This window comes from Paenibacillus sp. WLX2291 (genome assembly GCF_046603665.1).
Taxonomy (GTDB): Bacteria; Bacillota; Bacilli; order Paenibacillales; family Paenibacillaceae; genus Saccharibacillus.
The window spans coordinates 2,208,418-2,221,280 of record NZ_CP176755.1; the positions used below are offsets into that span (position 1 = coordinate 2,208,418).

Annotated in this window: 14 protein-coding genes; 11 read left to right on the top strand and 3 right to left on the bottom strand. The window is 43.9% G+C overall.

Annotation, left to right across the window (positions count from 1 at the left end):
• The first annotated feature begins 364 nt into the window (after window positions 1–364).
• The 3 genes from ACDE64_RS09575 to ACDE64_RS09585 all read left to right on the top strand — a co-directional run bounded on the left by ACDE64_RS09575 (window position 365) and on the right by ACDE64_RS09585 (window position 4,060).
• Window positions 365–1,792, top strand: a complete 1,428-nt coding sequence (locus tag ACDE64_RS09575) for an amino acid permease (protein ID WP_411349816.1) — start codon at window positions 365–367, stop codon at window positions 1,790–1,792.
• A 265-nt stretch (window positions 1,793–2,057) separates the two neighbouring features.
• Window positions 2,058–2,819 (top strand): tRNA pseudouridine(38-40) synthase TruA, encoded by a 762-nt coding sequence (truA, locus tag ACDE64_RS09580; RefSeq protein ID WP_411349817.1) that lies wholly within the window; start codon window positions 2,058–2,060, stop codon window positions 2,817–2,819.
• A 299-nt stretch (window positions 2,820–3,118) separates the two neighbouring features.
• On the top strand, window positions 3,119–4,060 hold the full coding sequence (locus tag ACDE64_RS09585) for a sugar phosphate isomerase/epimerase (RefSeq protein ID WP_411349818.1): 942 nt from the start codon (window positions 3,119–3,121) through the stop codon (window positions 4,058–4,060).
• 67 nt (window positions 4,061–4,127) lie between these two features.
• Here ACDE64_RS09585 and ACDE64_RS09590 read toward each other — a convergent pair whose 3' ends face one another.
• Window positions 4,128–4,898: an aminoglycoside 3'-phosphotransferase gene (locus ACDE64_RS09590; protein WP_411349819.1), complete on the bottom strand. Its 771-nt coding sequence runs from the start codon at window positions 4,896–4,898 to the stop codon at window positions 4,128–4,130.
• Window positions 4,899–5,011: 113 nt separating this feature from the next.
• On the opposite strand from ACDE64_RS09590, the gene ACDE64_RS09595 reads away from it, so the two are divergent.
• The 3 genes from ACDE64_RS09595 (at window position 5,012) to ACDE64_RS09605 (ending at window position 7,114) form a co-directional block, all read left to right on the top strand.
• On the top strand, window positions 5,012–5,584 hold the full coding sequence (locus ACDE64_RS09595; protein ID WP_411349820.1) for a GNAT family N-acetyltransferase: 573 nt from the start codon (window positions 5,012–5,014) through the stop codon (window positions 5,582–5,584).
• A 131-nt stretch (window positions 5,585–5,715) separates the two neighbouring features.
• Entirely contained in the window at window positions 5,716–5,883 is a 168-nt protein-coding gene (locus ACDE64_RS09600) for a hypothetical protein (RefSeq protein WP_411346246.1), read from the top strand.
• A gap of 334 nt (window positions 5,884–6,217) precedes the next feature.
• Complete coding sequence (locus tag ACDE64_RS09605) at window positions 6,218–7,114, top strand: SDR family oxidoreductase (RefSeq protein WP_411346247.1); 897 nt, start codon at window positions 6,218–6,220, stop codon at window positions 7,112–7,114.
• 98 nt (window positions 7,115–7,212) lie between these two features.
• Here ACDE64_RS09605 and ACDE64_RS09610 read toward each other — a convergent pair whose 3' ends face one another.
• Window positions 7,213–7,701 (bottom strand): DinB family protein, encoded by a 489-nt coding sequence (locus tag ACDE64_RS09610; protein WP_411349821.1) that lies wholly within the window; start codon window positions 7,699–7,701, stop codon window positions 7,213–7,215.
• A 150-nt stretch (window positions 7,702–7,851) separates the two neighbouring features.
• On the opposite strand from ACDE64_RS09610, the gene ACDE64_RS09615 reads away from it, so the two are divergent.
• The 5 genes from ACDE64_RS09615 to ACDE64_RS09635 all read left to right on the top strand — a co-directional run bounded on the left by ACDE64_RS09615 (window position 7,852) and on the right by ACDE64_RS09635 (window position 11,218).
• Window positions 7,852–8,391 (top strand): histidine phosphatase family protein, encoded by a 540-nt coding sequence (locus ACDE64_RS09615; protein WP_411349822.1) that lies wholly within the window; start codon window positions 7,852–7,854, stop codon window positions 8,389–8,391.
• 79 nt (window positions 8,392–8,470) lie between these two features.
• Window positions 8,471–9,574, top strand: a complete 1,104-nt coding sequence (locus tag ACDE64_RS09620; RefSeq protein ID WP_411349823.1) for an NADH:flavin oxidoreductase — start codon at window positions 8,471–8,473, stop codon at window positions 9,572–9,574.
• A 521-nt stretch (window positions 9,575–10,095) separates the two neighbouring features.
• Window positions 10,096–10,755: a hypothetical protein gene (locus ACDE64_RS09625; RefSeq protein ID WP_411346251.1), complete on the top strand. Its 660-nt coding sequence runs from the start codon at window positions 10,096–10,098 to the stop codon at window positions 10,753–10,755.
• A 40-nt stretch (window positions 10,756–10,795) separates the two neighbouring features.
• Window positions 10,796–10,972: a hypothetical protein gene (locus ACDE64_RS09630; RefSeq protein ID WP_411346252.1), complete on the top strand. Its 177-nt coding sequence runs from the start codon at window positions 10,796–10,798 to the stop codon at window positions 10,970–10,972.
• A gap of 99 nt (window positions 10,973–11,071) precedes the next feature.
• Window positions 11,072–11,218 carry a hypothetical protein gene (locus ACDE64_RS09635; protein ID WP_411349824.1) on the top strand — a complete coding sequence of 49 codons (147 nt, stop codon included), beginning with the start codon at window positions 11,072–11,074 and terminating at the stop codon, window positions 11,216–11,218.
• Between the two features lie 139 nt (window positions 11,219–11,357).
• On the opposite strand, the gene ACDE64_RS09640 is transcribed toward ACDE64_RS09635, so the two are convergent.
• Complete coding sequence (locus ACDE64_RS09640; protein ID WP_411349825.1) at window positions 11,358–12,725, bottom strand: MFS transporter; 1,368 nt, start codon at window positions 12,723–12,725, stop codon at window positions 11,358–11,360.
• Window positions 12,726–12,863: the final 138 nt, after the last annotated feature.

Genomic DNA, 12,863 nt, shown 5'->3' on the forward strand with positions numbered 1-12,863 from the left:
CTATGAACTATCATTTCTTTGTAGAAGCATGACAACGATATACAATCCAGAAATGCTTCTTTTCACCATAATGAGCGAAAGAATCCATTTTACATATGTTTACATAAGCATAAAGAAACGATGAGCGATCAAACAAGTATATGCAATATAATATCGATCATTCATTCAAAGAGTGCATGCACTTATTGTTTGTACATCTCCACTGGACAATGTATACGCTAACCATACTTTGTATATATTCCGCTGTAATGTGAACTATTGAAATCACATAACCTTTACATTACAATGTCACAATGAAACTCTTCACTACGTTAATGCGTTTTATCGTTTAAGAGCAAGTAGTTTGAATAAAGGGGAGCTTGTTGTGGAAGCAAAAGCAGAAGAAGAAAAGCAACTGAGCAGAGGCTTGAAATCGCGTCATATCGAATTGATCGCACTCGGGGGAACGATTGGGGTCGGTTTGTTTATGGGATCGTCCAGCACGATTCAATGGGCAGGACCATCAGTATTGCTAGCGTATTTGCTCGCAGGTATCATTATGCTGTTCGTGATGCGCATAATGGGGGAAATGCTGATTGTACAGCCGGTGACTGGTTCATTTGCAACCTTTGCGCATCGGTATATTAGTCCGCTAGCAGGCTTTGTAACTGCATGGAGTTACTGGTTTCTATGGGTAACGGTCGGAATGGCGGAAGTCACAGCCATCGGCATTTACGTCAATTACTGGTTTGCGGATATTCCGCAATGGTTGCCTGCACTGGCAGGGGTTGCGATTATTGCAGCTGCAAATCTGGCGGCAGTTAAGTTTTATGGTGAGTTTGAATTCTGGTTTGCGATGATTAAGATTGTAGCGATTGTATTCATGCTCATTCTCGGTACAGCGATCATTTTCTTCGGTCTGGGCAATGGCGGTGTACCGATTGGATTGTCCAATCTTTACAGTCATGGTGGATTTTTTGCCGGTGGGTTAAAAGGATTTCTGTTTGCGCTCTGTATAGTCACGGCGGCTTATCAGGGTATTGAGATGATCGGGATTACTGCTGGTGAAGCCGAGAATCCAAAGGAAACATTGCGCAAATCGATCAAAAATATTATTTGGCGGATTCTGATTTTTTACGCGGGTGCGATCTTTGTGATCGTTACGATTTATCCTTGGAATGAAGTCGGACAGAATGGCAGTCCGTTTGTACTGACCTTTGCAAAAGTTGGTATTGTCGCAGCAGCCGGTATTATCAATTTTGTTGTGTTGACAGCGGCGATGTCTGGTTGCAATAGCGGCATTTACAGTGCCGGTCGGATGCTGTATACACTGGCGCAAAATGGGCAGGCTCCGAAATTTTTTGCTCGTGTTGCCAAAGACAGCGGTGTGCCGCGCAACAGTATTATTACAACGATTGCGCTGCTGCTGATCGGTGTGTTGTTTAACTATTTGTTCCCAGATTCCAAGCTGTTTCTGTACATTTATAGTGCCAGCATTTTGCCGGGAATGGTGCCGTGGTTTGCACTGGCAATTAGTCAATTCAAGTTCCGTCGTCAGAATCGGGAAGATATGAAAGGACACACGTTCAAATCACTCTTTTTCCCGGTTAGTAACTATATTGTGATCATTTATCTGCTATGTGTGCTGGTGGGAATGTGCTTTAACCCGGATACACGCGTTCCGCTGATCGTAGGTGCAATATTCATCGCAATCGTGATCGTTGGCTATTTTGTTTTTCGGATTGATAAAGGGGAACGGATGAAGGAGCAGGCAAACGTAGAGAAGCTGGGCAATGAACAGCTAAACTCGTAATTTGCTGCATCATATGATGTGAGTGAAGTTTAGATAGATAGAATGATGATTAGCGCAACAAGCGAGAATTTGTAGGATATGAAACAGGCAGCGCCCTTTATATGATAGGGAAGCTGTCTGTTTTGTGTTGCAACAATGTATAGTATCATTCAAACGACAATTTTGATAAGCTTAGGAGCAGGCTGTACATGCAGAGATTTTGTTATAGACGTCAAAAGAATCTATCATGCGTGACACCTTATTTTGCATATTCAGGAGAAGTGGGATGAACAATTATAAATTAACGATCCAGTACGACGGCAACCGCTATAAAGGCTGGCAACGTCTGGGAGATAGCGACAGTACGATTCAAGGCAAGATCGAAAAAGCCATTTCCGTATTAACCGGTGAGTCGATCGAGATTATCGGTTCCAGCCGTACAGATGCGGGTGTCCATGCGCTGCATCAAGTGGCAAATGTGAAATTAGCACAGCCATTGACAACGGAGCGAATGATGAGCTTTCTCAATCATTATTTGCCGCCGGATATTAGTGTGATTCAAGTAGAGCAGGTCGACGAGCGATTCCATGCACGCTTTCATGCGACTGACAAAACATATGTGTATAAAATATGGAATCGCGAATACAGCCAGCCTTTTTTGCGTAAATACAGCATGCATGTAGTGAAACCGCTGGATGTGCTCAAGATCCAAGAAGCTGCTGCGCATTTTATCGGAGAGCATGATTTTACAGCGTATGCCAATGCAAAGTCGAAGAAAAAAGATTCTGTCCGTACCATTTATAGTCTGGACTTGGTTGAGCAGGATGGCATGTTGGAGCTGCGCGTAACCGGCAACGGATTCCTGTACAATATGGTTCGCAAAATCGTAGGTACGCTGATTGCTGTAGGTTTGGGTGAAATACAACCTGATCATATCCCAGCGATTATCGCGTCCAAAGATCGCGCACAAACAGGTGGGATGGCAGATGCGGAAGGATTGTATTTGGAGCATATTCGTTTTAAAGAGCAGAGTAGAACGAGCAAATGAGTGAGTGTTATTTTATAACGGTTGGGAAATGCCGAGGACGATGAATGTTGAGCATAGTGAATGATGTAGATTGAAAAGCAGATGTATCGATCTCTGAATCAAGCCTACGTTATTCACTGGACTACAAACCGTATTCGTGTCAGCGATAAGGATAGGAATTACAATGTATCAAGTCCCGTGGAAGCGGGATTTACATAAGAATTGTGCAGAATTGTATCGTATAACCAGATGAGGTAGATTGTAATGATTGAAATGCCATACAAATAAAAATAAGCATGCTTAGAAATGGAGAAATCCTAATGAATACAAGTTTGACGGAACATTCAATAGAAAATCAATATATGATTGGTATGTATGGTAGCTTGGATGAGTTCAAATTCAAACGCGATTATCGGGATTCTTTTTATGGAATAGAAGCTTGTCTATTTGAAAATGAAAGTGATATGGACAAGTTAAAACAACTTGCAGATCAGTATGCATTGAAGATCGGTGTTCATTTCCCATTACGCGCAGGCAAATATTCTTTTCGTGATGCGCCTATACTGGCAGAACATAAAGAACTGCGCGATGAAGCATATCGAGCAATTCAACAAGAGTTAGACTACTTGTCGGCGTATCAACCAGTACATGTATTGTTTCATTATCCTAAACCGGTTATTTTAGACAGCCATATAGATTGGAGTAGCTGGAAATTTGGAGATTCCAGTGAATATGAGTATACGAATCAAACTTCGATCACTAGAATTCAACGTCTGAGTAAAGAGTGGTTTGAATGGATTCAGTTACAAGGAGAGCGTTATCATTTTGTTCCGGTAATGGAATTGGACGCATGGAGTAGCTGGTTCTGGAAGGATTATCGCTGGTTTCTTAATTTATTGGATACATATTCGAATATACGGATTTGTCTGGACATGCAGCGTCTTTATTTACAGCAGAGAATAGATCCAGATTTCGATGTATTGAACACCATTCGTAAGCTTGCACCTTATACCTACAGCATTCATTTATCGAATATGCAATATTCTGCGAATAGAGAGATATTAAACAGGCACCAACCTGTACTACCTGAACAAACTATAGCAGCAGGATGGGCGCCTATTGATGATTATTTGAAGACCATATTCAGTCTAAATAGCAATGTGAAAATCATGTTCGAGCATCGTTCCGAACTTATTTCTGAAACCGATCTTGAGCGTTGTTATGCATATGTTCGAGAAACCATTCAAGCTGCCCAAGCATAAGCATAGATTCTATTGCCATATATTCATTCATGTAGATGTACAACGTATCATATATAGCTATACCGCTTTAAAAATCCTGACTATCAATAATTTTGCGAAAATAAGCAATACCGTTGAGATCAATACGTTCTCTACCATATCCATCTAGAAAATAATCATCATATTCATGCGTATCAAGATTATAATGCAGCGACCACAACCCCCATGCCAGATCATAATGCAGATCGCCGATTCCGCCATCGCCCACATCGATAAAGCCGGATAGCGTCAGATCATCGTGCATCATCACATTAGGCAGACAGTAATCACCATGAATCAATACGGTATCAACAGGCTGATATCGAAATGGTTGCAGATCGTCATGTGGGAAGAATGCTAATTCTTCTTGCAATTCTGTCTGTACAGACGGAGAAGCTTCCCTGAAAATCTCCTGACTGCGATTAAGATACGGACATCCTTCTACAGGCAAAGTATGAAGTTTACGTAAATGCTGCCCTAGCGCGGTTGTCAGCCGTTCTGGTTGTTGTAGAAATGTCTCTGCAATACCATCTTGTCCCACTACGGCTGCTGTCAGCAAATAGTCGTGCTGCGCCGTTGCGGTGTAAGCAATCACCGCAGGCGATAACGCATACGTATGCAAAAATAGATTCATACGGTATTCGCGTTCCAATCGACCGGAAGGCATGATTTTGAGAAAAACGGATGGAGTTCCTTGAAACAGCAACGTTCTCGCTTCAGCAGACGAGCTACTGTCGTGAACGATGGTATCGTACTTCAAATGTTGGGCGATGATTGGTGGCAGGCTGGTAATATCAAACTCGATTTTTGTTGTTTTCATTATGTAGGCTCCTGTCGTTCATTGGGTATATGACTCCATATGATCTAATATGTTGCTCGATTATACTTACGTATCTGCTAATAGCTTAATTCATTTACAAAGGAGCATCAACCATGAACAATGATCGTGTTATTCTTGTACAACACCGCAAGCTCAAAAGTCAGCGGCTTATTCTGCGCTGGCTGGAATTAAGTGATGCACCGGATTTGTTTGAAGTTGTCTCTGATCAGGAGACTACGCGTTTTCTGTTTCCGCCGCATCATAATGTGCAACAAACGGAGCGTATGATTGCGAATTATTATATGGAAGAACCGCAGGGCAAATACGCAGTCGTGTTAAAGGAAACGGGCAAAGTCATCGGTACATTCGAATTTCGCGTACACGACCATAATCGAAGCGGTGAGATCGGCTTTACGCTAGGCAGTTCTTACTGGGGCAATGGCTATATGACAGAAGCAGGACGACTGATTTTGGAACTGGCTTTCCGTGAATTGAATCTGGAACGCGTGTATGCGATGCACGATACGACCAATCCGGCATCTGGTCGGTTGATGCAGCGACTGGGCATGACGCTTGAAGGCGTATTGCGGCATGAACGGATGGATGGCAATCGCTGGGTGGATAGTGCACATTATTCGATTTTACAAACAGAGTATTTGCATCTGGACGAAAATCCCACAAGTTGAAGACGTTGGGTATGTACAAAAAACATTTTGTTCCTACAGCCCAAAGCAGGTTTAGATCGGCATGAATCGGTTTAATAAGACTCAAATCACTTAACAACCAAAGGCTTCACAGCCGAAAGGAAGCGAGACTTATGAACGAAAACCGTAATGTTGATGTAGACAAAAGAGAGGTGCGCGTAGAGCGCAAATCGGATTCCGGGCTGGTTGCATCGACTTTTATTAAATACGCTGCATACATTATCATTCTGGGACTTGTATTATGGTTCCTGATCAAATATTTGCTGCCAATGTTCCAGTAATGTTATGAATATGTTGAGCATGCTGGATATGATGAATTCATAATACGATTGCGTCGATTTAGCCGCATCCAACATCCGTTTTATGCTAACTAGCTTCACTCCCGACTATGTATATAGTGCAGGAGTGAGGCTTTTTGCTGTTATTGTACAATGTACACCTATTGTTCATATCCAACATACGTTTGAATAAAAACCTTAATTTTCCATTTTAGAAATGAGAATATTTTCTAGCTTATCATCGGTTTAAAGGTTGTCCGTACAGGTTACATAATGAGAGTTGGGATAGACGATACACAGCACGATACTTACATCCATTCAGAGGAGGAAATCAATCATGGCAGACCTGTACACCATGCAAGATCCGACGAAACAATTTCCCAAGGCAGGACCAGAGTTGAAACAACAGCAGGAAGAACCAGGCCTGCAAACGAAAATGAATCCGATCCCAGATTCCGGCGAAGAAACATACCGTGGCACCGGCAGACTGACCGGACGTAAAGCTCTTGTTACTGGCGCCGATAGCGGTATTGGTCGTGCAGCAGCAATTGCCTATGCACGAGAAGGCGCAGACGTCGTTATTGCTTACTTACCTGAGGAAGAAGAAGATGCACAACAGGTTATTCAATTGATCGAAGCCGAAGGACGCAAAGCGGTAGCTGTACCGGGCGATCTGAAGGACGAGCAATACTGTGTGCAACTGATCGAAACGACAGTCAAAGAACTGGGCGGTATCGATATTTTGGCGAATGTTGCCGGTAAACAGCAGCATGTCAAAGATATTGCCGATCTGACAACAGAGCAATTTGATCATACATTCAAAACAAACGTATACTCGCTGTTCTGGCTCTGTAAAGCAGCCATCAAGCACATGAAGCCGGGTAGCAGTATTATCAATACATCCTCGATTCAGGCGTATAGCCCATCGGAGATTCTATTGGATTATGCAACAACCAAATCCGCGATCAATACATTTAGTAAAGCACTGGCACAGCAAGTTGGACCAAAAGGAATTCGTGTCAACGTTGTTGCACCGGGTCCGGTATGGACACCACTGCAAATTGTAGGCGGTCAACCGGCAGAAGCATTGCCTGAATTTGGCTCGCAAACACCACTGGGTCGTCCCGGTCAACCGGTTGAGATGGCTCCGGCGTACGTATTCCTGGCGAGTCAGGAATCGAGCTATGTTAGCGGTGAAACGCTGAATGCTAATGGCGGTATGCCAACTCCATAAGTTTTTAGTATATAACATACGAGCCCGGATACGAAGCAGCACATGCTGCTCCTATCCGGGCTTTTTAGTGTTTGGTGCCTTGCTTGCTGTGTTTATTTCTAATCTTTTGTGCCCAAAATATCTGTATTTGGCGGTACATACCCCATTCGACGTGCGATAGCCATTAATTGTCCCTTATGATGAAATTCGTGAGTGATGGTGTGCATCAGTAGTTTACTTGGCGTCATAGATATCGTCTCGCTTCCTTCTCTCCATGGAATGTTTCGCTGGATCGGTTCATCCATGTTATGTACGTACGTTTGCAATACTTCATCTACATAATGATCCACCTGCGCAAAGCGAGCCTGAATTGCTACCACATCGAAGGAGGACAGGTTTTCCTTGGGCGTGATCGGTGTCTTGGTTTGTAGTAAAATATAGGAGCCTAGCCAAGCATCATAACAGTCTGCTATATGAACTAGGATATCTCTAATACTTTGAGAACCATATTCAGGACAGCGAGTAAAATCATCTGAGCTTAGCTCACCACAAAAATGAAGTAAAATGGCTCTCGTCTGTCTAACCCATTGATATTGATTTGGATACACATGATCTCCTCCAGTATGTAGACGTTCGTATTCGTTCAAACTAATGTTTGTGCTACCGTAGCTTCCGTTTGATGATAACGTAATATGTCGGTCATGTAAAAGTTATTGTAGTCGTAAGCATTTCGTCAATGTTGAAAGGAGCAATGCTGTATGCAAGAACTATACATCATTCGTCACTGTCAGGCAGAAGGACAGGAGCCCAATGCGCCATTAACTATACTTGGACAGGAGCAGGCAGATCGCCTTGCCGCACAATTCGATACCATTCCGCTGGATGTCATCATTTCTAGCCCTTATCTGCGAGCGATCCAGACGATTCAACCGCTAGCGGAGAAAAAGAAGCTTGTGATCCATCAGGATGAACGCCTAATCGAACGTGTACTTTGCGGTACATCTGAACCGAATTGGCGTGATATGTTGCAACATACGTATAACGATATGGAGTTATGTTATGCTGGTGGCGAATCCAGTCGACAGGCTACGGAGCGTGTGCTTGGCGTTATCGAACAATGGAAGAACAGTGATCACACGTGCGCGGCAATTATCTCGCACGGTAATCTGATTTCGTTACTGTTACGTGCGTATGATGGACGTACCAGATTTCGAGAATGGGAGCGTTTGACCAATCCGGATGTATATCGGTTGTCGCTTGATGCAATGCCACCAAGTATTGAGCGTGTATTCGTTTGATTTACATATAACACTATGTTAAGGTATTGCTGTTACGAAACATAATCAACTAATACATCATATACAAGGAGGAAGTTTGATGAGTACAGAATCCTTATTCCAACCTTTTCATAGTGAAAAATTAAGTCTGAGCAACCGAATCGTGATGGCACCAATGACGCGTGGGTTCTCTCCGGGCAATGTGCCGGGCGAGGATGTGGCGGAATATTATCGTCGCCGCGCAGCCGGTGGTGTCGGGCTGATTGTCACCGAAGGAACAGGCATCAATCATCCATCCTCTATTAGCGGAGCTAGCATTCCGGTCTTCCACGGTGAAGAAGCGCTGGCAGGCTGGCAAAAAGTCGTGGAAGCTGTACATGCAGAAGGCGGCAAAATTGCTCCACAACTATGGCATGTCGGTATGGCACGCAAACCGGGCGATGAGCCAAATCCCGATGTGGCAGCCGTCGGACCATCCGGTCTTGACTTGCAAGGTGTGGAAAAGGGTGTACCGCTTAGTGAAGTGGAGATCGACGACCTAATTCAAGCGTATGCGCAAGCAGCTTCAGATGCGAAGAAAATTGGCTTTGATGCGATTGAGCTGCATGGAGCGCACGGTTATTTGATCGACCAATTTTTGTGGGAGCGTACGAATCGTCGTACCGACCGTTTTGGCGGTGACCTGCTCGGTCGGGCTACCTTTGCGATTGAAGTGGTCAAAGCATGCCGGGCAGCGGTAGGCGAAGAGTTCCCGATCATTTTCCGATTCTCGCAATGGAAGATGTCTGATTATACAGCGAAGTTGGCAGAAACGCCGGAACAATTGAAGGAGCTGCTTCAACCGCTGGCAGATGTAGGGGTTGATATTTTCCATGCGTCTACACGTCGTTTCTGGTTGCCAGAATTTGAAGGCTCTGATCTGAATCTGGCAGGCTGGACGCAAAAGCTGACTGGCAAACCAGCAATCTCAGTCGGTTCGGTTGGACTGAAAGCCGAATTCACACCGGGACAAAATCAGCCAGTCGAAGACGATCCAACTGCACATCTGGATGAGCTGATTACGCATCTGGATAAAGGAGAATTCGATCTGATCGCCATCGGTCGCGCGCTCATCAGTGACGCCGAGTGGCCGAACAAAATTCGCGATCAACGCAGCACAGATATTCAAATCTACAGTAAAGAAGCGTTACATTCGCTTGTGTAACTAGGATTTGCTAGAGGAATGTGGGCAACATAGAACCTGTAATTGCATTATTTTCCAATAGGCGGTAGAAGCAATGAAAAGAAACATGAGCACATCTCATTGTGGGATGCTTGCTCATGTTTCTTTTTGGTATATGTTTATGTATGGAAATATTTACTCAAACAGAAGACCTGGGACTTTCAAAGTTCTCATCCTACAGGAAACTGTCGATTATCCATCGTTCTGCCCGCAACCAACGAAGCATATAGTATGAAGAAGGTCATAATGGATTGGGATCAATTAAAAATGAATAGATATGACGTGATGTATACATAATCAAACGCTACGAAGCCTGTTATACGGGTACTACATGCTTAACAAGTATAAGCTTGAGAATGAAATAAGTCGTTCGTATAATTCAATGTAATATGTCAGTTTGTACTAAGACAGACGTTGTGATTTGTTCATATAGGTATTCACAGACGATGGAATATAGTAGTGTTTAACCTGTATTTTCCAAATAAACCGAAAAGGAGATTATTATGCCGAAAACATGGAGTCGCTGTTTTATCCCGTTTCTTGTTATGATCCTTGCCTTTACGTCAGTATTCTCCAGCTATGCACATGCGGAAGTACAAAAAGATGAGGTAAGCCAGCAAGCGCTTGACCGTGCCAAACAGGTTGCATCCATGACTGAACAAGAGAGGCAGCAGGAGCTTGGCAGTATTCCAGATCTGGAACAAAAACAAACAGCTCTATCTGAGTCGCTTGTATATCAACAGGATACCGGTACAATTGTAATCAACCAGGTGAAAGCCAAACAACTGTATTCTTTTTCTGAACAAGAATTAAAAGGGTATACTACTTTTCTAAACAGTCTTACTCCTGAGGAAACGAATGACTTACTACAGGCTTATGGTGTTGACGTATCGACGACAAATGCAACCGATGGGAATGTAGTCACACCTCAGATTGCTCCGATTATCTGGATTGGGATCATAGCCATTGGAGTGATTGCTGGTGGTGTGATATTCAGCGCTCTTTATTTTAATCATCAACAAAAAATGACTTTGATCAATCGATGCTACGATGAAGGTGGCACGCCAAAAATCGATAGTCGGGATCAAAGTGGGCTGAACGGAACAACCAATAGTGGCGCAGCAGAAGGTGCCAATGGATACAAATTTGAATGCATCAAATAATATATAATCAAGTATGTTATCGAACAGGAGGGATACAGACATGGGATTGACAATATTAATGTACAGTTTGGCTGTGCTGGTTGTTGGTGTAATTGCGCTTGCCTTTTACACAACGGTACAAACGTATAAATTAAAACAGCGTGAACTGGAATTGCAGCATATGGAGCTTCAGAGCAAAGGAGCAACGCGAGAGACTGTAGCAGGTTCAACTTCCTGATCGCTACCCCTACCCAATCCATACGATATTCAGTAACTCTAAGAACGGAGCCGTAGGGCGTAACAGCCGAGCAAAGCTGAACTAGAGGATGTGACAGATATGATCGTGGAATGGATGTACTATTTGCTTGCTCTTATCGTGATCGTTGTCATCGTGCTTGCCTTTTACCATACGATTCAACATTTTAAAACCAAGCATCGATATCTCGACGAACGGGAATTGCAATTGCGGCAAAAGCTCAAATGAATATTGGATTGAAATTGCATATAAGAATGGCAAAAACATAAGAATAACAAAAACAAAAACACTCTGTCCTGAGCGACAGAGTGTTTTGTTATGATCCTTGTGCAGCTATAGCTATAGCTATAGCCACATACTATCAAGCCTACGACTTCGCCACTGCCGCTTTGTTCGCCAACGCTAGACGCTCATTCCGAACGTGATCGAAGTTGCCATACCGTTCCTGTACGAGTAGAAACGCGACACTTCCAAGCAAACATGGAATAGCGAAGAACATAAATGCTTTTTGCGGAGCGATGTTGGTCGCCAGCAGTAAGCCGATAAGCACCGGAGCCAGAATCGCACCAATCCGTCCTACGCCTACACTAACTCCGACGCCAGTCGCACGAATTTCGCGTGGATAAAATTCCGAAATATACGGATTGATCAGATTTTGCGTACCGACTGTGCAAGCACCGCCAAAAGCGATCAATACATATAGCAGCGCCGTGCTGGATGTCAGACTCAGGCAGACAAAGCAGATCGAACCAAGCAGGAAGTACGTTACCAGCACGACGCGATGCCCGACCTTTTCCACCAGATAGCCGCCCAATAGCGAACCGCCAATCTGTCCGACAGCCAGTACAAGACCAAAGGAAAGGCTAGATGTGATGCCGTAACCGGAACCTTGCATAATTTTTGGCAACCAGGTGTTCAAGCCGTAAATCATAAGCAAACAACTGAAAACGGCTGCCCAGAAGGCAAATGTGCTTAATGCCCGATGTTGGATAAATAGCTTTTTGACCGGGGTTCCTTCCGCGCGTTTCTGTACCGCTTCATATTCAAAATCGTCCTGTGCTGTATACGCACCCTGTGGATGAATACGATTCAAAATACTAGCCACAGCTGCACCCTGCTTGCGCACAATATGATACGACAACGATTCAGGGAACTGTTTCCAGAAGAAAGGCAAAGTGAACAGGGGAATGATACCGAGCCAGTACAGGAAGCGCCAGCCTAGATGTTCCATCACATACATACCCACTAACGAAGCGGCGATACTGCCGATCGAATATCCGCAATACATAATCGCTACTGTCAGCGCACGGTTCTTTTTCGGTGAGTATTCTGTCATTAACGAGATTACAGCAGGCATCAAGCCGCCCATTCCGATCCCGGCGATAAAACGCATGATTGTAAATACTTGTGCGTTGGGAGCCAGTCCCGCTAACAGGGAGAATACGCTGAACAACAGCATACAGATGGCGAGAACTTTTTTGCGACCGATGACATCGGATAAAGCACTCAGTACAAATGCACCAATCATCATCCCAACGAGTGTATAACTACCAATAGCGCCCGCTGATACTGGTGTCAATCCGTAATCTTCCATCATCAGCGGTAAGCCGATGCCATAGGTAGCAATGTCGAATCCGTCAAACCCAATCGCAAAAAAGCACCATAAAAAGACAAGCAAATGAAATGAATTGAATCGGCTATCTGCGATAACCTGATGTGGTAATACGTTACGCATAATAAATCCCCTTTTTATCTCTGTTTTGTTGGCGTAATCATATCATGCGTGGGAGAACCGGCGGTAACTGTTAATCCTGATAGTTGGCTATAGGATGAGACTATGCCCGATGTTGCAATCATAAGATATTCATTCATA